Here is a 21,607-nt window from a genome sequence, read left to right as displayed (position 1 = left end):
TAAAATTTAAAAGTGATCCAATTATTTATTGTATTGCGCCTCTGAATTATCGATTGGGGTATTTGGGTCATTCTGTACCAGCCTGGCAATATCATCTTTTCGCATGTAAACTACACCCGATTTCGTTTTGGTATACTTTATAAACTGTTCCATTACGTTTACCACAGCCGGAGATCCTCCGATACGGTCATGAAAACTAACGGACATCATTCTTCTTTTCGTGGCACCTTCTTTGTACAGCTGGTCAAATTCTAATTTTAACTGATTTAAAAATTGATCCGGGCTCCAGTGTTTGCCTTCAATATTTACGATATCATTGTTTCGAAGTGTGTATGGAATAACAACAAATCTTTTTCCGTTTACCATCGTGATAAAGGGTTCATCATGGCTCAGATCATCTATATGGTATAAAAAACCAAGTTCCTCAAGCACTTTTAAGGTATTTGGACCTCTTCTCAACCAATTACTATTGTACCCCAGCCCTCTTTTTCCTGTAATGGCTTCGACAGTATCAATACCTTTTTTTACAAAGGCCAGTTCATCAGCATAACTTTTATTCCATTGGTTGTCCCATGTCATACCGTGTGCTGCAATCTCATGCCCCTGATCGGCAATTGCTTTTGCTACTTCCGGATATTTTACCGCTGCCTGCCCAACAACATGAGAAGTTACTTTGATATCGTATTTTTTCCATAGATCAAGCATACGGTAGACGCCCTCTTTTCCTCCATAACGGAACCAGCTGTCAGCAGCTAAATCAGGCTGTCCTTTGGGTAATGGATTTCCTGAAAAAGGACTTTCGGCACCTTCCGGCTGTCCTCCTGTTTCAAATTGCATCGATACTGAAATTACTAACTGAGCGCCATTAGGCCAGTAACTTTTAGACTTTTGTGCTGTCTGGGCGATTCCTTTACCGGAAGCTAACAACAGAACCATTGCTAACATCCCTCTTACAGATACGTATTTTTTCATTTTTCTATTTTTTTATTTGTAAGACAAAGTTAAAACTGCGCAGTCAGCCATTAAGGTATAAATCAATTGTTATTTTGTAAAAATCAATTTTCTGAATTGCAATAAGTCTTAAAATAAAAAGCTTCAAAATAAATTCATGAAACCCCCTTTTCTTCCAGACTCCTAACTGGACGGATAGGCCATACCGGGGCTTATACCTCTGTATTTTTTATACAGTTTATTGAAATGACTTGCATCTGTAAAACCTAATTTCATTGCTATTTCATTAATGTTCAGGCGGCTGTTTTTTAGTAATTGATCTGCCGATCGCAGCTTAGTTTGGATAATGTGCTGCTGAATCGAAACCCCACTGTGTTTTTTCACATAAATACTGATATAATTGGGCGACATTACAAAATGTTTTGCAATGTTTTCGACGCGCATTTTTTCAGCATCCAGGGCATACAGCCGCAGATAGCCCAGTATCTGATTGAGTTTATCCAGTTCTGTATTGCCCGGACATTTTTCGCCATATGCCGTAGTTGAATGACTTCTGGCGAGCATCATCATTACTGCACCAAAAAGTTCAATCACCAACTCGCGGCTGTAGGTGCAGGTTTTCTTAAATTCAATTACTAAAATCTGTAATAAATAATTAAGATGTTTTTTATCCTCGACATCCTCTATTAAACTACCGCTTACCGAAGATGCGTTTTGTAGCAGGGTTTTGATAACCTCCATCCATTTTGCCGTTTTTCCTCCTTCTAATTTTTCAATAAAAAGTTGTTCCGTAAACTTGATAAATATAAAGTGGGTTTTCTCTTCCAGACTGAAATAATGGGAATCTTCAGGTCTTAATAAAAAAGCATCCCCTTCTTTATAGGGAAAAGATCCCTCATTCAAAAAATGGTTCCCGCTTCCCTTTTCAACAAAAATAAATTCATAGCAATTATGCTTATGAACCGGAAATTCCCACTGGTCAAGCTCCAGTCGAAACACATTTAAAGAATGATAACTATTAAAACGTTTCATACTGTATAATAAATTTTTACAAAAATATAATGAAATTATACAACAACATACACTCGCTCTGTATTTGTTTTGACATAAAATCGGCTATTTTACTTCAGCAAAAATCTTCTCCTTACCGATACGGGAATCACATCTCCGTTGCTCATTTTCAGAGCACCTAATTTCCTTGAGGCTATTTCATTTTTAGACACCAGATGCGAATTATGAACTCTTATAAAATTATAACCTTGTAATAAATCTTCATAATATTTCATGTTTTTAGACACTGTAAAAGACCTGTCTTTTAAAACAAACTTCGTATAGGCACTGTCTGCCTCGAGCCTGATAATATCTTCAATATTGACATAAAGCTTCTCATTCAAAACCATGAGAGCCAGGCGCGGTTTATCGAGATTTTTGTTACTTAAAAAAAAATCAATGAGCACACGGTTGCTTAATTTTTCTTTTGCCTTGTCTATTGCTTTCGCAAGTTCTTTAGGATCAATCGGTTTTAAAATATAATCAACTGCATTAAATTTAAAGGCTTTTATGGCGTGATTGTCGTAAGCAGTAGTGAAAATAACAGCAAAATTAATACAGCGTATTTTTGATAGTAATTCAAAACAATTTCCATCCGCCAGCTGCACATCCATAAAAACAATATCTACATTGGCATCCTTAAAAAAAGTAAGACTTTCGAAAATACTTGGGATTTTGGCGCAGATTTTAAACTCGGGCTCTACAATAGAAATCATCTTTTCCAAAGCTGCCGCTGCTGCTACTTCATCTTCTATTATGGCTACATTATACATTTTTTACCGTGTATTTAAATTCAATTTTAGTTCCTTCAAAATCCGGCCTTGACAAGATCGTAAAAGTATTCAGATCACTGGTATTGTGCATCAAAAGCCGCGCTTTACACCATAAATGCCGATCTTTCTGATGTCCTTCAATTACACAGTCAATTGATTCGAAATTTAAGTCAGACTTGCCATATCCCTGTTGAGGGAGTAAAAAGAGTAAAATAAAAGACAGAAAGAGAATATAGTTGCTTCTTATCATTCGGAGGTGTTCGTTTTTATTAAAAACTCTTAAATATTTTATCTTAGCAGCATAAAAAAAAAACTGCTCACAATTTACAGCGTCAGCATACTAAGATTCTGTTTTTCTGTTATTTGTCCTCTGCAAAAAGAATTATCCATCAGAACATTGCGGAGATACAAAAAGCAGGAATGCACAGAAAAATCTTTTCTTAGTATATTTTTTTGCAAAGAAACCACCAAATAAATATCTAATCTCAAATAAGTAATAACTGTAGGGTTTCAGTTTATAACTGAACATTTTTTTTTTATAACTGGAAAATTTTGGATGTGCTATTTTAAACGCATTTCTGCCCCTCGCTATTCTTTATTGAATTGGATTCCAGAATGCAGCGTTATGAAGATTTCAAATTCCGGGAATGATCGTTACGGAAACGGCATAAAATTGTTATAAAATAATAAAGAGGATGTCTCTTATGCAATGCTGTCTTCGTAAGAATACCACAACTTACTTACATCATTACATAAAGAGAATCCTCCTTAAAGAGACCTTCTGCTATTTCAAAAGCAGGGCCGGTTAATCATCATAATTAAAACATTTTTTTCTCCGGAATATTTTATTACTATTCCTAAAAGATTTTCTAATTCTCAGACCTCAACATAGGTGTAAAGGAAAATTTGGAAATCGTTTATAAGTTCCTGTTTACATTTGGAAGTGTTTATTACACTGATATCTGTAATACTTTCAAATTGATGCAGCAGTTGTTCATTAAAAGTACAAACAACCAGAGGTACTTCTTTCCTGTAAATTTTCATTAAATCAAATATGTTTTTCTCAGAATAAATCACGAAAAAAGCCAGCAAATATTCGTTTTTTAAATTGTCAAAATCGAAAGTTGTATCAAATTTCTTAAATATTTCAAAGTCATAAACTTCTCCAAACACTTTAGTTAAAAATCTTGAAAAACCATGCTGATTGTCATAAATCAATACTTTGTTATTTTTCATATTATTAAAGTTTTTAAATTATTTTCTATTTTATAAAACTGTAAAAAAACAGTTTCGGGACTATTTTAAGTTAGTAAAAAAATGAATTTTCAAAAACTGCGGGCTAATTAATATCCGTGCAATTTCATTTTATATTCCTGTAAAAATCATTTTTTAGAAGAGCAAAAAAAAAATCTGATACCGCACTGCATTTTTAAAACTAATCCTTTCAAAATATTGACCAGGAATCTGCCTGTTACTGATACCCCCCAATATCAGAAAACAAGCAGAAAACCTGAGACAATAAAAAAGAAAATTATGCCGTCGCCAATAAAACAAAAAACATCATTAGATTTATACTAAACAATTTTAATTTCTCCAAAAACATAAACTTTTCATTAGTATTTTTATAGTTATCCGGCATAATTTCAACATTTCATCCTGTCACTTTTTTGCTTTAAACAAAATCGTTTTGCTTATCAGAATTTTATTTTTTTTCCAGCTCATTCGTCAGCTGCTTTTCTGAGGATCATTCGCTCTTCATTTCTGTTGATGCGAAAATACAATGACATAAAGTTAAATTCCAAAACCGATTTATAACTGTAGGGTTTTAATTGATATTCGTTAATTTTACCTTCCAATTTTCGCTTTTTAGACGTAAATTTTAAATAATATCACGCGGATTCTACAGCCCAAAAAAATCAAAAACGAACCTTTTTAATGCCGTTTGTAATTAAAATACACCGTTCGCTGATGCAATAAATACTATAATTAAATGTTATATAAATTAGGTATTGTGCTGTTTTGCCAAATGCCTGATTGTTTTTATTTACTAATTATTTAAAGCGTTATGAAAAGAATATTGTTTTTAATTATACTAATTGTGGTTTCACTTCAGGGCCATGCGCAGGATGAACTGAATAATAAATTCAAATCGATCCCCGCTAAGGAATCACCGGTTAAAGAAGTAATTCCTCCCAAAGAAATTTCTCCCAAGGTTAATCCGCCGGCTGTTGTGGAAAAACCGGATCCTTTAAAGATTGATCCTAAAGAACTCTTTAAGGATACAAATCTTTATAAACCGGATTCCAATACCAATGAGACAGCTTACCGACGTAATCAGTATCTTGGAGGATTCAGAACGAAATCATTTACCTCAACCATTCGTTACCGCGATGCTGCTTTTGTAGACGGTGATAAGATCAAGGTATATTTAAATGATAAGGTAATTGAACCGGAAGTTGGTCTGGACGGAGAATTTAAAGGATTCAAAATAACGTTAGCCGAAGGAATGAATAAAATAGATTTTGAAGCTTTAAACGAAGGATTTGCTTCGCCTAATACGGCCCAATTTGAAGTGTATGACGATAAAGGCGCGGTTATTTATTCGAGTCAGTGGAATGTGGGTACAGGCTATAAAGCAACTATCCTGCTGCTTAAAGAATAAAACATGAAATTATTTAGGGATAAGTAAAAAGGGGAAGTGAAACAAATCACTTCCCCTTTTCTATGTAAACTAATCTTTAAAATTATTTAGCCACTTTTTTAAATCTCATCATGGGAACATCTCCCTGAATTAAATTTAGCTTCCCGTCCTTATCTATAGCGTAGCTAGTATTTTTTTTCATTTGCTGTAAAAATTGCTGCTCTCCTCCTCCATCACAAAACATCATTGTTGACGGGCCAGGTTCTCCAAAAGTTAGTGCTGTTCCGTTTAAGGTATAAGGGGCGCTGTAACCGTTGCATCCGCTATTTCCAAATACTTTAGTTTCTTTCTGATCAAAAGTAATTTGTGGTTTTTTATTTGGATATAATCCTTCAAAGGCAATTCTTGGCCCTGAAATATATTCCAGTTCCCAGGTAGTGTCATAAAGTCCGGAGGTATTTTTAGCGTCTTTTGATGCCATACACGAATTAAGTAATAAGATGGAAAAGGAAACGAATGCAATTATATAATTTCTCATAAATTTTATGTTTAAATTAATAAATTTTTTTTTTTAACATTAAAATTATTCTATAAAGTTATAAAAAGTATCTCTTTAAAAATTACTTTCTCAATATTCGTGCCCCATTTTACTTATTACTTCATTGTTTTGCTATTTAATAGTAAAATAAGCTGCAGAAGGGGACTATTGGTTTTCACTCTCTAACAATTTCAAAAAAATCTTCTTCGTGCGGCTGTTTTAGCCTGTTGAAAACATATTTTAATGCACTAACGCTGTCTTTCTTCTCCCGGAAAAGTGTTTTACTCTTACAATAAGCCTCGCGTAAAAATATAAGAAAAAAATTAATAAAAAAAAATAAGCGAAACGGATTCAATTCATTTAGAATCACTTAGCTTTAAACTAAATTAATTAAAAGGCCAATTACACGTCAAAAACAGGTATTTCTACGTGCTCCCACAAGTAGCCAATAAGGTAGATTTGTTACATATACTAAACAAAAACTATTACTAATCAATTTAATCAATTTTATTATGGAAGAATTCATCGGAGTTGTAAAACTTTTTGCAGGAAATTTCGCACCAAGAGGCTGGGCGCTTTGCAACGGACAAATCATGTCTATCGCGCAGAATACTGCTTTATTTTCAATTTTAGGTACTACGTACGGAGGAAATGGACAAACGACGTTTGCCTTACCGAATTTACAGGGATCAGTAGCTATTGGTGCCGGAAATGGTGGTGGTTCAAATTATGTATTAGGTGAGGTTGCAGGTACTCCAAATGTGAGTATTTTAACAAGCAACTTACCAGCTCACGTTCACGCGGGTCCTGGAACTTTAGCAGTAAGTAGTGCGAATTCAACTGATGCAGTACCGATAGCAGGAGCTTCTATAGCTACACCAGGATCAGTAGTAGCAAGAGCATTTGCCCCTACATTAGGTTTTGCTACATCAACTCCGAATGTCAACCTGACAACCAGCATTGTTACTGGTGCAACTGGTAATAATATTCCAATCTCTATAATGCAGCCTTATTTGGCCTTAACGTACATTATTTGTCTTGAAGGTATTTTCCCTTCCAGAAACTAAACCTTAAGTTCTTTTAAAGTATATGACCATTGTGGAATTTCACTATAATCATATACTAACTGAATTTCAGCGTAAGCACTAAGATTATACATGGATACAAGACAAAAAGGATTTGTTATATAGGATTCAGCAGTTTTCAACTCAATATCCTCAAATATTTTAAGTGCTGTAAAAATGCATACATCGGGGTGATTGCTAAAATCGGCCGGCAGCTTATAAAAGTAGCTTTCAAATTTTGAAGTGCTATTTTCTCTGCCAAAATGTTCTTTGTTTATTGTAAATAATCTATCAACAAATACATGGTCAGTATAGGGCTGCATATCGTTGCGGCCCTTTACTTCATTCGTGTTTTTGAGATATGGCTCATAAACGAAAAAGGTATAGGCAAGATCAATTCTTATTTCTTCAGGAATCAATATGGCATCAGAAGTCAATTGACTGACAATATTTTTTGTAATGGCTACCTGAGGCTCACGGGTAAGTGCATAATGCATGGTTTCGGTAATGGCAAGATCGATCACAAAATCTGTTGGTTTGGTATACGTAATGGCGTTTGCTTCTATCAGTTGCAAATCATATTCCTGAAGACCGATAACCGATAAGAGGTTGTGTACAGATTGTATGGATTCAGCATTGATGTCTATTAAAACAGCTTTAATTCTCTCTTTATCGAATAATGGAAGTAAAGGCAGAATTAATGTTGCGTAAGGGCCACATCCTGCATAAAGGATATTAATGCTTCTTTCGGGGAAGTCCAGACTTAATTTCGTTAAAGCCTTGTAAATCCCTTTTATAAAGAAAACGGTACGCAAATAATCATCCACACAGTCGGCAGCGCCTGAACTGGATAAAGCAACACCGCCTTTTATAAGGGTTTCATTAGTTTCCGGATTCAGGAGTGTCGTCGTTTTTTTATAAAAAACAGAAAGCTGTTCCGCCCATTTTGCATGCTCATTAACAGTCTCTGAGGCAATGATAGATTTAACAATAAATATAAGTTCCTGTTTATACATACTTTAAGACTTTAAGAATCCTTTTTTTTAAAGTTAGAAATATAAGTTAAAATATAATGCAGCAATACTATCAGATCAATTTAATCTCAATGAATTATGAAAAAACTTTACTTATTAATCATCTTTCTGTTTTTTGCGATCCCTCATATTGGGGCACAAACTACAGAGACATTTGAAACTGCTACTAATAATGCCAGCAGTTTTACAAATGGCGCGAAAACCTTTAATTTAACCAGCAGTTATCTTAGCTTTAAGGTCTACCCTCTTGCAAGTGGGGGTTATAATGGCTCAGGCAAATTTATCCAGGTAGAAGACTCAGCAGGCCCCGAAGGTTTAGGTCAGTCGGGTACTATTACTGATGCTACCGGCAGCTTTAAGCTGAGTAGTTTATGGATTTATGTAACCGGTAATGCCGCTTTTACTCCGGGTGTCACCAACAATGGCCTGCCTGGTTCTATTACTTTTAAAGGTAAACTGGCCGGTACGACACAATTTACGGTTGTGAAAAGTACGAGTGGTGCTTCTGTAGGTACTGCTCTTCCGGGTAATGGTTTTATACAGATCAACTTCGCTACCGAGGGAGGTTCAGACAATACAGCGGTAATTATAGATCAGCTTGAAATTCAATTAAGCGGTAATTATGACTATTTTGCCGTTGATGATTTCAGATTTGCAAATGGTGCAGTAGCTCCAACGGTAACAACCGCTGCAGCTACAAATGTAGGAGCCGTAAAAGCAACACTGGGTGGCAATGTAACTGCCGATGGTGGTGATCCTACTATAGAAAGAGGAATTGTTTGGGCAACCACAACAAACCCGACTACATCAAGTAATAAAATACAAATCGGTACAGGTACAGGTGTCTTTACCAATAACGTGGGATTATTTCCTGCCTCTACTCTTATTTACTATAAAGCATATGCCAAAAATTCCGGAGGAACGAGTTATGGCGCTGAGCTAACCTTTACAACGGGAGCCGCTCTAAGTACTTCTTCGACACCACAAACGAATGTTTCGTGTAATGGAGGAGCTAATGGAACCGCAACAGTAAATGTAACTGGGGGGAAAACGGCTTACACGTATTCCTGGTCACCATCAGGAGGAACGGGAGCCACCGCTACAGGACTGGTTATGGGTAATTATACTGTCACCATCACAGATGCTGAAGCAACTCAGATAACGAGATCTTTTAATATATCACAACCCCCGGCTATTAGTCTGGCCACAGGAGCAAGTACAAATGTTTCCTGTTTTGGAGGATCAAATGGTACGGCTACTGTTATCCCCTCGGGAGGAACAGGAACCGGTACCTATACCTATTCCTGGTCACCATCTGGCGGTACAGGAGCAACTGCTTCAGGATTGGCTATGGGTACTTATACCGTAACAGTAACTGATGCGAACAGCTGTCAGGCAACCAGAACCTTTACAATTACACAGCCTACTGCAGCGCTTGATGCTACTGCAGGGAGTCAAACCAATGTTTCCTGTTTTAATGGAACCAACGGTACAGCTACTGTCGCTCCAACAGGAGGAACTCCTACCTATACCTATTCCTGGTCACCATCGGGTGGAACGGCTGCAACAGCTTCAGGATTAGCGGCAGGAACCTATACGGTAACTGTTACAGATGCGAACAGCTGTCAGGCCACTAAAACGTTTACCATTACACAACCTTTAACAGCTCTTGTTGCTTCGGCTTCAGCCCAAACCAATGTATCTTGTAATTCAGGAACTAACGGTTCAGCAACCGTAAGTGCCACTGGTGGAACTGCCGGATATACGTATTCCTGGTCCCCATCTGGCGGAACGGCTGCAACGGCTTCAGGACTAGCCGCCGGTACTTATACCGCGACTGTTACAGATAGCAAAGGATGTACTGCAACACAATCTTTTACCATTACACAACCTTTAGCAGCTTTGGTAGCTTCGGCTTCAGCCCAAACCAATGTATCCTGCAATGGAGGTACTAACGGTTCAGCAACAGTAAGTGCCACTGGTGGAACTGCCGGATATACGTATTCCTGGTCCCCATCCGGCGGAACGGCTGCAACAGCTTCAGGATTATCCGCTGGTACTTATACCGCGACTGTTACAGATAGTAAAGGATGTACTGCAACACAATCTTTTACCATAACAGAACCAGCTGATCTGGTTGCTTCAGCCGCAGCCCAAACCAATGTATCCTGCAATGGAGGTACTAATGGTTCAGCAACGGTAAGTGCAACAGGTGGAACAGCCGGATATACCTATTCCTGGTCACCTTCAGGTGGAACTGCTGCTACGGCTTCAGGCTTAAGTGCAGGAACCTACACAGCAACTGTTACAGATGCTAAAGGATGTACTGCTACACAATCTTTTACCATAACAGAACCAGCTGATCTGGTTGCTTCAGCCGCAGCTCAAACCAATATTTCCTGTAATTCAGGTTCTAACGGTTCAGCTACAGTAAGTGCAACTGGTGGAACTGCCGGATATACCTATTCCTGGTCACCTGCCGGAGGAACTGCTGCGACAGCTTCAGGCCTAACTGCCGGTACCTATACAGCAACTGTTACAGATGCTAAAGGATGTACTGCAACTCAAACGTTTACCATTACAGAACCGGCTACAGCTCTTACAGCTTCGCCAGCAGCACAAACCAATGTATCCTGCAATGGAGGTACTAACGGTTCAGCTACAGTAAGTGGAACTGGTGGAACCGGAACGTATACCTATTCATGGGCACCTGCCGGAGGAACTGCTGCTACGGCAACGGGACTGACTGCGGGAACGTATACCGTAACAATCACGGATGCGAACGGATGTACTGCAACACAAAGCTTTACCATTACTGAGCCGAGTGTTCTTACAGCCTCACCAGCTGCCCAAACCAATATATCCTGCAATGGAGGTACTAATGGTTCAGCAACGGTAAGTGCAACAGGTGGAACAGCCGGATATACTTATTCATGGTCACCTTCAGGAGGAACGGCTGCAACAGCTTCGGGGCTAACTGCAGGTACTTACACCGCAACGGTTACAGATGGCAACGGATGTACTGCAACACAAAGTTTTACTATTACAGAACCAACTGTTCTTGTCGCTTCTGCCTCGGCTCAAACCAATGTTTCCTGTAATTCAGGATCAAATGGATCTGCTACGGTAAGTGCAACTGGTGGAACTGCTGGATATACCTATTCATGGTCACCTTCAGGAGGAACGGCTGCAACAGCTTCAGGACTGACAGCAGGAACGTATACGGCAACAGTTACAGATGGCAACGGATGTACTGCAACTCAAAGTTTTACCCTTACAGAACCAACTATTTTGGTAGCTTCACCCGCAGCTCAAATTAATGTTTCCTGTAATTCAGGATCGAATGGATCTGCTACGGTAAGTGCAACAGGTGGAACTGGTACCTATACCTATTCCTGGTCACCTTCAGGAGGAACTGCTGCTACAGCATCAGGATTAACTGCCGGAACGTATACCGTAACGGTTACCGATGCAAACTCATGTATTGCAACACAAACTTTTACGATCACAGAACCAGCAACAGCCCTTACAGCTGTGCCTGTAGCTCAAACGAATATCGCTTGTAATTCAGGATCAACAGGGTCTGCTACGGTAAGTGCAACCGGTGGAACTCCTTCCTATACCTATTCATGGGCACCATCAGGAGGAACTGCTGCTACAGCTTCAGGACTGACTGCCGGAACGTACACCGTTACTATTACAGATGCCAACGGATGTACTGCTACTCAAAGTTTTACCATTACAGAACCGGCTACAGCTCTTACAGCTTCGTCAGCAGCACAAACCAATGTATCCTGTAACTCAGGATCTAACGGTTCAGCTACAGTAAGTGCAACAGGAGGAACTCCTTCCTATTCCTATTCATGGTCACCTTCAGGTGGAACTGCCGACACGGCAACTGGTTTAATTGCAGGAACGTATACCGTAACGGTTACAGATGCTAACGGATGTACTGCAACACAAACTTTTACCATTACAGAACCAACTATTCTAACAGCTTCAGCCGCAGCTCAAACCAATGTTTCCTGTAATTCAGGATCTAACGGATCTGCGACAGTAAGTGTGACTGGCGGAACTCCGGGATATACCTATTCATGGTCACCTTCAGGAGGAACTGCCGACACGGCAACAGGTTTAACTGCAGGAACGTATACTGTAACGGTTACAGATGCCAACGCATGTACTACGACTCAAAGTTTTACGATCACAGAACCAACTATTTTAGTAGCTTCACCCGCAGCTCAAACCAATGTTTCCTGTAATTCAGGGTCTAATGGTTCAGCTACGGTAAATGCAACCGGTGGAACTGGAACTTATACCTATTCATGGTCACCTTCAGGTGGAACTGCCGGCACGGCAACTGGTTTAACTGCAGGAACGTATACCGTAACGGTTACAGATGCAAACTCATGTATTGCAACACAAACTTTTACGATCACAGAACCGGCTACTGCTCTTACAGCTTTACCGGTAGCTCAAACGAATATAGCTTGTAATTCAGGATCGACAGGATCTGCGACAGTAAGCGCAACTGGCGGAACTCCGGGATATACCTATTCATGGTCACCTTCAGGAGGAACTGCCGACACGGCAACTGGTTTAACAGCAGGAACGTACACGGCAACTATTACGGATGCCAACGGATGTACTGCAACACAAAGCTTTATCATTACAGAACCGGCTACTGCTCTTACAGCTTCGCCAGTAGCACAAACCAATGTATCCTGCAATGGAGGCACTAACGGTTCAGCTACAGTAAGTGGAACAGGTGGAACTCCGGGATATACCTATTCATGGTCACCTGCCGGTGGAACTGCTGCAACAGCTTCAGGACTAACCGCAGGAACGTATACGGCGACTGTTACAGATGCCAACGGATGTACTGCAACGCAAAGTTTTACGATTACAGAACCAGGTGTTCTTACAGCTTCTGCCGGAGCTCAAACCAATGTATCCTGTAATTCAGGATCTAACGGATCTGCTACGGTAATCGCAGGGGGCGGAACTAGTGGATACACCTATTTATGGTCACCTTCAGGCGGAACTGCCGACACGGCAACAGGACTAACTGCTGGAACGTACACCGCAACGGTTACAGATGCCAACGGATGTACTGCAACGCAAAGTTTTACGATTACAGAACCAACTATTCTAATTGCTTCACCTGTAGCACAGACCAATGTTTCCTGTAATTCAGGATCGAATGGATCTGCAACAGTAAGTGCAACTGGTGGAACTGCCGGATATACCTATTCATGGTCACCTTCAGGGGGAACTGCAGACACGGCAACCGGTTTAACAGCAGGAACGTACACAGCAACCGTTACAGATGCTAACGGATGTACTGCAACACAAACTTTTACCATTACAGAACCAGCAACTGCTCTTACGGCTTCGCCAGTAGCACAAACCAATGTATCCTGCAATGGAGGTACTAACGGTTCTGCTACGGTAAGTGCAACTGGTGGAACTCCTTCCTATACGTATTCATGGGCACCATCAGGAGGAACTGCTGCTACGGCAACAGGATTAACTGCCGGAACATACACCGCAACGGTTACAGATGCCAACGGATGTACTGCAACACAAAGTTTTACCATTACAGAACCAGGTGTTCTTACGGCTTCTGCGGGAGCTCAAACCAATGTATCCTGTAATTCTGGATCTAATGGATCTGCAACGGTAATCGCAGCTGGCGGAACTAGCGGATATACTTATTTATGGGCACCTGTCGGCGGAACTGCAGCAACAGCTTCAGGATTAACTGCAGGAACTTATACGGCGACTGTTACAGACGCCAACGGATGTACTGCTACACAAAGCTTTACCATTACAGAACCAGGTGTTCTTACGGCTGCTGCGGGAGCTCAAACCAATGTATCCTGTAATTCAGGAGCTAATGGATCTGCAACGGTAATCGCAGCGGGTGGAACTAGTGGATATACCTATTCATGGTCACCTTCAGGCGGAACTGCCGACACGGCAACAGGACTAAGTGCAGGAACTTATACAGTGACTGTTACGGATGCCAACGGATGTACCGCAACACAAAGCTTTACCATTACAGAACCGGCTACTGCTCTTACAGCTTCGCCAGTAGCACAAATCAATGTATCCTGCAATGGAGGTACTAACGGTTCAGCTACAGTAAGTGGAACAGGTGGAACTCCGGGATATACCTATTCATGGTCTCCTTCAGGTGGAACTGCAGACACGGCAACAGGACTAAGTGCAGGAACTTATACAGCGACTGTTACGGATGCCAACGGATGTACTGCAATTCAAACTTTTACCATTACAGAACCAACTGCCCTAACGGCTGCTGACGGTGGACAAACCAATGTAACTTGTAATTCAGGATCGAATGGTTCTGCGACAGTGATCGCAGCCGGTGGAACTGGTACTTATACGTACGCATGGTCACCTTCAGGCGGAACTGCTGCTACTGCAACAGGATTAAGTGAGGGAACGTATACTGTAACCGTAACAGATGCAAACGGATGTACTGCAATACAAAGCTTTACAATTACACAGCCTCAGGCTCTTCTTGCTACTCCTTTAATACAAACTAATGTGAGCTGCAATGGAGGAACAAATGGATCTGCTTCAATAGTTGCTTCCAGAGGAACTGGTGCATATACCTATTCATGGGCACCTTACGGAGGAACTGCTGCAACAGCAACAGGTCTGATTGCCGGAACGTATACTATAACAGTAACGGATGCCAATGGATGTACTGCAACGCAAAGTTTTACCATTACAGAACCTCAGCCACTTACAGCTACATTTACACAAACTAATGTAAGTTGTGCCGGAGGATCGGATGCTTCTGCAACTGTTATTCCTGCAGGTGGAGCTACTCCATATACATATGTATGGTCACCATCAGGCGGAACTGCAGCTACGGCTTCAGGGTTGGCTGCGGGAACTTATACCGTAACCGTTACCGATGGAAACGGATGTACAGTAACACAACCAATCACTATCATAACAACTCCGGACACCACTGCTCCGGTACCTAACGTAGCAAATCTTCCGGCGATTACTAATTCTTGTGCTGTTTTAGCAGCTGAAATAGCGGTGCCAACAGCAACTGATAGCTGTGCAGGAACGATTACTGCTACAACATCCTCACCATTAAATTATACTTCAGCCGGTACTTATGTAATTATCTGGAGTTATGATGATGGAAACGGGAATATTTCAACACAGAATCAAACCGTTACTGTAACTGCTTCACCTTTAGATCAGGTTACTTTTACAGATGCGGAAGTTACTTATAATGGAAGCCTTCAAACGCTTTCCGTTGCAGGTCTTCCGACCGGAGCTACTGTTGCGTATTCAACAACACCGGCAACAGGAAATGCAAACGGCGCAATTGATGCAGGTGTTTACACTATCACTGCGGTGGTATCTCCGGCATCCGGAATGCCAAATTGCTCTTCTGTTACTTTAACAGCAGAACTGACGATCGATAAAGCGGCACAAACCATTACTTTTGCTGCTATACCGGTGAAAACGCTTGGAGCGAATAACACTTTCAACCTGGGAGCTACGGCCAGTTCAGGTTTACCGGTGACGTATTCTTTCACCTATACTTCTGCTTTACCACCGGCTACTGTTACTCCTGCAGGTTTGGTAACCATGCTTAGAACAGGTCAGGGAATTATTACTGCAAACCAGGTTGGTGATGCCAATTATCTGCCAGCAGCAGGTGTGGCACAAACGCTTACCATCCTGAACAGTAATGCTGATATTACACAAATCACTCTTGGAGATGTCGTTTATAATAATCCACCGGTACTTATTAATTACCTGTTGGAGTGTGGTGAACAAAATCTTACGGTAGCTATTGTAAATGAATCCAATGCAACTATCTCGCCAGCGGCTAATTTTACAATCCCGTTACCTAAGGCCGGAATTTACAATCAGCTCATTACGGTAACTTCAGAAGACGGAAGTGTGGTTAAAAATTACAATCTGGTGATCGAAAAACCTTTTGGTTTCTTTGATATTGTTAAAATGAAATTCAACAATACGCTTTTAGTAAACAACAATCCTTTAACCAATGGTGGTTATGAGTTCGTTGCCTACGAATGGTACAAAAATGGAGTCCTGATAGGAACCGGACAATATTATTCAGCCGGTAACAGCCAGAATAACACCTTAGACCCAACTGCGGATTATAAAGTAAAAGTGACTACCAAAGATGGAAAAGTACTGCAAACATGTTCAAGCAAGATTGCATTACAAAATTCATTTCAGGCAAAACTTTATCCTAATCCTGCTGAAAAAGGAAAAGTGGTTACTGTTGAAGCAGATTTCCCTGAAGACGAAATAAAAGATATGCAAATCAGCTTATACTCTGTTTCAGGACAACTGATCAAAACATTGAAATCATCAACAGTAAAAACTGAAGTACAACTACCTGGAAATACAGATGGTAATATGTTTGTTGTGGTAATTGAAGCGGCAAGTTTCAAGAAAACACTAAAAGTACTTGTAAAATAAATAAAATCTGCCAGTGCGGTTTTTTAACTGCACTGGCATAATATAATTTCAATATGAAAAAATATATCACAAACCATATAGCTTCTTTATCGATGGTTACTGCTCTTTTAGGCACTTGCTTAAGTAGTTACGGTCAGGATAAAAAGTATGAAATTTCCATTGCTGTTGCCGGTCCGTCATCTTTTATTAAATTTGATTCGCCAGGCCTTGACTTAGTGGAAGGAAACGGATTTAGTGCAGGACTTCGTTATTCATATTATTTAAATGAAGGATTAAGTATTGGAATTGGCGCTGAATACCAATCTTATAAAACGGATGCCAAATTTCAGTCTCTGTCAGGGCAATACAACACGGTTGATGCTGAAAATGAATCTTTTCAATTCAGATACAGGGCTACAAATTTAAGGGAAAACCAAAAATTAGGCTACATCAATATCCCTGTTAATATTCAGTTTGAAACTCCGGGAACCACTCAATTGTATCTTTCTGCAGGTGCCAAAGTGGGCTTTGCCATCAACGGTTCTTATGAATCAACGATAGACAACCTGACTACCAGCGGCTATTATCCGCAGTACAACGTAGAATTGTTTGCTCCGGCTTTTGCAGGATTTGCAAGTACAAATAATATCAAAGTCGGCAAAGAGGATCTTGACACCGAAGTTTCTTATTCTGCTACTTTTGAAACAGGTTTAAAACAAAAATTGGGTGACAAAAGTTCCTTCTATATTGGTGCTTACCTGGATTATGGACTGAACAATATTTACAACAAAGAAGATACTAAAAACGTGGTGCAGTACAATGCTGCCTTACCGGTTCAGTTAGGACATAACACGGTGCTGAATTCTCCATCCGTAAATAACGTGAGATTAGTCTCTTACGGAATCCGGTTAAGATTTGCAATTCACTAAATACTTTATTAAATTACAGACAAAGGCATACGTAACGGTATGCCTTTTTTTATGGGCTATGTTTTAAATAATACCTCAGCACTTTTTTATTACACCTTACTGATCGCATCCACAAAATAGGGAGAATCATTCCATCTGATTTTTCGGTAGCTGACATTGGTTTTAATAGCCTCCGGAAGACAGCTCCAGATCGCTTCATTCATTTTTTCGAGTAATAGTTTTTTCGAAAAAGTATCTGAAACCACAAAACTGATTTCACGCACAGGCTTCGGATCTTTGAAAGGCTTAAAGAGTTCCTTTTCTTTTTCATTCAAAGTAGAAAGCTGCGGAATAATCGCAAAGCCCAATTCGGCGCGGACAAGATTCTTCAAAGTTTCAATAGAACTGATATCGTAACTGAACTGGTCTTTTATAGGTCCCGGTGCTTTCAGTCCGCAGATATCCAGTAACTGCGCATTATAACAATATTCATTCTGAAGCAGCAATAACATGGGTTTATCTCCGGGCTGAATTTCATAAAAATTTTCCTTTGCCATCGGATGTTCCTTATTCAGGTAGGCTACGAAAGGTTCCTGAAAAACCGGATGTTCGATGAGGTTTTTATTTCCCGTTGGCGTAGCCATAATCGCCACATCGAGCGCCCCGGTTTCTACGTCGTGCATAAGTTGTCCGGTGTTGGCTTCCTTAATGATAAAATGAACCTTGGGTGTAATCTCTTTCATCGCCTTAATAAAAAGCGGAATCAAATACGGAGATAAAGTCGAAATCACGCCAATTTTCAATTCCCCTTCCAGTGCATTTTTCTCATTGACCACAAAATCACGGATTTCATTGGTCTCGCGCAAAATCTTTCTGGCACGGTTGATAATCTCTTTTCCGAGTACCGTTGGCGTTAAAGGAACCTTCGTCCGGTCAAAAATTTTAATTCCGATTTCTTCTTCAAGATTTTTTAGCTGAATGGTCAGTCCCGGCTGAGAAACCATACAAACCTCGGCAGCCTTAGCAAAATGGCGTTCTTCATCAAGAGCCACGATGTATTTTAGTTGTTGAATCGTCATGATTATAATTTTAATTTATAAAGGTACAAAATTATTAATTTGATTTATAAACACCTTCGTCCTAAATTTGTCTCATCAAATCAGAACAACGATTTGGAAAACTAAAAAAATTTTTAAATAACAAATAAAAAATCAGGATCATGAAATTTACAAGAACAGCAAACGCAAATTGGAAAGGTACAGGAATGGAAGGAAACGGAACCATCAGTACACAAAGCACCACATTAAACAATGCACAATTATCTTTTAAAACCCGTTTTGCAGAAGGCGTGGGAACCAATCCGGAAGAATTAATCGCAGCGGCACATTCAGGATGTTTTACGATGCAGTTAAGCTTTTTATTATCGGAAGCAGGTTTTGTGCCGGAAGATTTAAATACAAAAGCAAAAGTAAGTTTTGAAGACGGTACCATCACTTTAATCCAGTTGGAACTGGAAGGAAAAGTTCCCGGAATCTCAGAAGGACAATTTCAGGAACTGGCTCAAAAAGCAAAAGCAATCTGTCCGATTTCTAAATTACTGAACACCGAAATCACATTATCAGTCGTATTAACAGCTTAATTATCATTATCAACTATCAATTATCAACTATTAATTAAAAATTAAATTCAAACACTATGAAAACAACAACTATAAAAGAACAATTGAATCACTATTTCATGTTCGCCGTATTATTTTTCTCTTTCTTCTTTTCAGCTACGATTGCAACTGCACAAAATACACCGGCTGTCAAAAATGTAGTTTTAGTGCATGGCGCTTTCGCAGATGGTTCAGGCTGGAGAGGTTTATATGATATCTTATCTAAAAAAGGTTATCATGTAACGATCGTTCAAAATCCGCTTTCTTCCCTTGAAGATGATGTAAGAGCAACCAATTTAGCCCTTGACAAACAAGACGGTCCAACGATCTTAGTCGGACATTCCTGGGGTGGAACGGTAATTACAGAAGCCGGAAATCATCCAAAAGTAGTCGCTTTGGTATATGTGGCAGCCTTACAGCCTGATAATGGAGAAAACTCTGTACAATGGCTTCAAACTGCCCCTCCGGCTCCTGAAAATGGTGTTTTGGCTCCGGATGACAAAGGAATCGCGTATTACGATCAGGCAAAATTCCACGCAGGATTTGCAGGAGATCTTCCAAAAGACCAGTCCGATTTTATGTTTGCCTCACAAGGTGCCTTTTATGCAAAAGGTTTTGGAACTCCGATTACACAGGCAGCCTGGAGAACTAAACCAGCTTACGGAATCGTGGCAACGGAAGATAAAAGTATCAGCCCTGAAATAGAACGTGCGATGTACAAACGTTCTAAAACAAAAATAACAGAAATAAAAGGAAGTCACGTAGTGTTTATTTCTCAGCCTAAAGCAGTAGCAGAAGTGATCATTACAGCCTCAAAAGAAGTGGCTAAAAAATAATGCTCTTATTATAAAGGTGAATCAAACTCCGGCAATCTGTCGGAGTTTTTTATTTGTATGCACAAAGCATTCTGGCTGCATTTTTAGCCATTTTCATGGTATCGGCACTTCGCGTTACTTTACTGCGAATGATGGCCCCTTCAAAAAGCATCATGATCTGAACAACCAGTTCATTGTGGTTGGGCAAATTCGCTTCTTTCAGCGCAACATCAATAAGCGTTTGTATTCCAGAAGTATAAGCATCACAGCTGGCCTCGATCTCATTGCCCTTGTTGGTATATTCTGTTTTGGCATTCATGACAAAACAACCATTAAAAGGCCCCTCTTCTGCCCTTTCGATCAAAAAATCAAAAATACGCAGCATCTTATCCACAGGCTTAGCGTTCGGATCACTATGAATATATCCTAAAATGATTTCGCGCATGTTGGTTCGGTAATAATCGATGGTGGCGAGAATCAGGCCTTCTTTTGAGCCAAAATGTTTGTATAAAGTCCGTTTAGAAATACCTGTCCCTTCCATAACAGTGTCCACGCCAGTCGCATGAAAGCCGTTTTTGTAAAAAGTATCAAAAGCAAACTTCACCATTTCTTCCCGTTTCAGGGACTTCGCAGCGCTTTCTGAATTATTTTTCATTTTTTTCTTCTTTTTCTTTTGCAAATGTAAACAGTTCTGTATACATTTGCAAATGTAAACAGATTAGTTTACATCTAATTTGAATTTAAAAAGATCAAAATAAAAAACATTTAAAGTAAAAAATCATGAAAACAAACAATGAATTAGGTACTGCAGTAGTAACAGGAGCATCATCCGGATTGGGAAAAGTATTTGCAGAAAAACTGGCAGCACGCGGTTACAACCTGAAACTGGTAGCCAGACGTGAAGAAAAATTAATAGAACTTGCCGAAAAACTTCGTGCTGCTTACGGCGTGACCGTTACCAATTTAGTGGCCGATTTAAGTGCCTCTTCAGATCTGGAAAAAGTAGCAAACGACATTCAAAAGGATACAGCTGTCACTTTACTGATCAATAATGCCGGAACTTCTACCCTTGCACCGATAGCGCAGACTTCTATTGAAAAACAAAAAGAAATGGTAGACGTCAACATTACTTCACTTATGGTATTAACCAATGCCATCCTGCCCTCCTTTATCGAACGTAACGAAGGAACGATCATCAATATTGGTTCGGTATTGGGTGCTTTTACTTTACCAATCAGCAGCGTGTATAGCGGAACAAAAGGTTTTGTGGTACAATACACCAGAGGACTACAGGAAGAAGTAAAAGGGACCAATATCAAAGTGCAACTGGTGAATCCTTCTATTACAGCCACTGAAATCTGGGAAGTTGGCGGAGTACCTTTATCTGCATTGGATCAGGCTGCGATTATGACCACAGAAGATTGTGTGGATGCTGCACTTGCCGGATTAGAGGCCGGTGAATTAGCGACTTTCCCATCGGTGCATAATCAGGAATTAATTGAGGCGTACGAAGAGGCCCGCATTAAATTATTCACAGGTTCACAAACGGGAAAACCTGCTGAACGTTATTTACAAAACTAATTCATTCGTTTATCTATCAAATCTAAACCGGAAGTTGCTCGCTTCCGGTTTTTTGTTTTAGTTATTTTTGAGAGCCGGGGGACAGTAACCGCAATGCACGCAAGG

General features: G+C 39.9%; 16 protein-coding genes. 7 read left to right on the top strand and 9 right to left on the bottom strand.

Annotated elements, in window-relative coordinates; all coding sequences use genetic code 11:
* Positions 1-21: 21 nt before the first annotated feature.
* The 5 genes from LPB89_RS19950 to LPB89_RS19930 all read right to left on the bottom strand — a co-directional run bounded on the left by LPB89_RS19950 (position 22) and on the right by LPB89_RS19930 (position 4,010).
* Positions 22-972, bottom strand: a complete 951-nt coding sequence (locus LPB89_RS19950) for a polysaccharide deacetylase family protein (protein WP_230703400.1) — start codon at positions 970-972, stop codon at positions 22-24.
* Positions 973-1,134: 162 nt separating this feature from the next.
* Positions 1,135-1,983, bottom strand: coding sequence for an AraC family transcriptional regulator (locus LPB89_RS19945; RefSeq protein WP_230703399.1), 849 nt, complete (start codon positions 1,981-1,983; stop codon positions 1,135-1,137).
* Between the two features lie 89 nt (positions 1,984-2,072).
* Positions 2,073-2,774 carry a LytTR family DNA-binding domain-containing protein gene (locus LPB89_RS19940; RefSeq protein ID WP_230703398.1) on the bottom strand — a complete coding sequence of 234 codons (702 nt, stop codon included), beginning with the start codon at positions 2,772-2,774 and terminating at the stop codon, positions 2,073-2,075.
* Positions 2,767-3,024 (bottom strand): hypothetical protein, encoded by a 258-nt coding sequence (locus LPB89_RS19935; protein WP_230703397.1) that lies wholly within the window; start codon positions 3,022-3,024, stop codon positions 2,767-2,769. Before LPB89_RS19935 ends, LPB89_RS19940 begins: the two co-directional genes overlap by 8 nt.
* A 626-nt stretch (positions 3,025-3,650) precedes the next feature.
* On the bottom strand, positions 3,651-4,010 hold the full coding sequence (locus tag LPB89_RS19930) for a hypothetical protein (RefSeq protein WP_230703396.1): 360 nt from the start codon (positions 4,008-4,010) through the stop codon (positions 3,651-3,653).
* An 829-nt stretch (positions 4,011-4,839) separates the two neighbouring features.
* Between LPB89_RS19930 and LPB89_RS19925 the strand changes: the two genes are divergently transcribed.
* Positions 4,840-5,436 carry a hypothetical protein gene (locus tag LPB89_RS19925; RefSeq protein ID WP_230703395.1) on the top strand — a complete coding sequence of 199 codons (597 nt, stop codon included), beginning with the start codon at positions 4,840-4,842 and terminating at the stop codon, positions 5,434-5,436.
* A gap of 82 nt (positions 5,437-5,518) precedes the next feature.
* Here LPB89_RS19925 and LPB89_RS19920 read toward each other — a convergent pair whose 3' ends face one another.
* The gene (locus LPB89_RS19920) at positions 5,519-5,953 is read right to left on the bottom strand and encodes an META domain-containing protein (protein ID WP_230703394.1); all 435 of its coding nucleotides are present in this window, start codon (positions 5,951-5,953) and stop codon (positions 5,519-5,521) included.
* Positions 5,954-6,465: 512 nt separating this feature from the next.
* Between LPB89_RS19920 and LPB89_RS19915 the strand changes: the two genes are divergently transcribed.
* The gene (locus LPB89_RS19915; protein ID WP_230703393.1) at positions 6,466-7,020 is read left to right on the top strand and encodes a phage tail protein; all 555 of its coding nucleotides are present in this window, start codon (positions 6,466-6,468) and stop codon (positions 7,018-7,020) included.
* On the opposite strand, the gene LPB89_RS19910 is transcribed toward LPB89_RS19915, so the two are convergent.
* Positions 7,017-8,033, bottom strand: a complete 1,017-nt coding sequence (locus tag LPB89_RS19910; protein WP_230703392.1) for a hypothetical protein — start codon at positions 8,031-8,033, stop codon at positions 7,017-7,019. The genes LPB89_RS19915 and LPB89_RS19910 overlap by 4 nt on opposite strands.
* 96 nt (positions 8,034-8,129) lie before the next feature.
* On the opposite strand from LPB89_RS19910, the gene LPB89_RS19905 reads away from it, so the two are divergent.
* Positions 8,130-16,562, top strand: coding sequence for a hypothetical protein (locus LPB89_RS19905; RefSeq protein WP_230703391.1), 8,433 nt, complete (start codon positions 8,130-8,132; stop codon positions 16,560-16,562).
* 53 nt (positions 16,563-16,615) lie between these two features.
* The gene (locus LPB89_RS19900) at positions 16,616-17,470 is read left to right on the top strand and encodes an outer membrane beta-barrel protein (protein WP_230703390.1); all 855 of its coding nucleotides are present in this window, start codon (positions 16,616-16,618) and stop codon (positions 17,468-17,470) included.
* A gap of 89 nt (positions 17,471-17,559) precedes the next feature.
* Here LPB89_RS19900 and LPB89_RS19895 read toward each other — a convergent pair whose 3' ends face one another.
* Positions 17,560-18,528: a hydrogen peroxide-inducible genes activator gene (locus LPB89_RS19895; protein WP_230703389.1), complete on the bottom strand. Its 969-nt coding sequence runs from the start codon at positions 18,526-18,528 to the stop codon at positions 17,560-17,562.
* 140 nt (positions 18,529-18,668) lie between these two features.
* Between LPB89_RS19895 and LPB89_RS19890 the strand changes: the two genes are divergently transcribed.
* Positions 18,669-19,088 (top strand): OsmC family protein, encoded by a 420-nt coding sequence (locus tag LPB89_RS19890; RefSeq protein ID WP_127336567.1) that lies wholly within the window; start codon positions 18,669-18,671, stop codon positions 19,086-19,088.
* 56 nt (positions 19,089-19,144) lie between these two features.
* Positions 19,145-19,942: an alpha/beta hydrolase gene (locus tag LPB89_RS19885; RefSeq protein WP_230703388.1), complete on the top strand. Its 798-nt coding sequence runs from the start codon at positions 19,145-19,147 to the stop codon at positions 19,940-19,942.
* A 49-nt stretch (positions 19,943-19,991) separates the two neighbouring features.
* On the opposite strand, the gene LPB89_RS19880 is transcribed toward LPB89_RS19885, so the two are convergent.
* Positions 19,992-20,576: a TetR/AcrR family transcriptional regulator gene (locus LPB89_RS19880; RefSeq protein ID WP_230703387.1), complete on the bottom strand. Its 585-nt coding sequence runs from the start codon at positions 20,574-20,576 to the stop codon at positions 19,992-19,994.
* A gap of 125 nt (positions 20,577-20,701) precedes the next feature.
* On the opposite strand from LPB89_RS19880, the gene LPB89_RS19875 reads away from it, so the two are divergent.
* Entirely contained in the window at positions 20,702-21,502 is an 801-nt protein-coding gene (locus LPB89_RS19875) for an SDR family oxidoreductase (RefSeq protein ID WP_230703386.1), read from the top strand.
* Positions 21,503-21,607: the final 105 nt, after the last annotated feature.

The sequence above is a fragment of the Flavobacterium sp. ENC genome (assembly GCF_020991415.1).
Lineage (GTDB): Bacteria > Bacteroidota > Bacteroidia > Flavobacteriales > Flavobacteriaceae > Flavobacterium.
The sequence above is the reverse complement of the archived record's forward strand: the minus strand, read 5'-3'. Positions and strand labels throughout refer to the sequence as shown.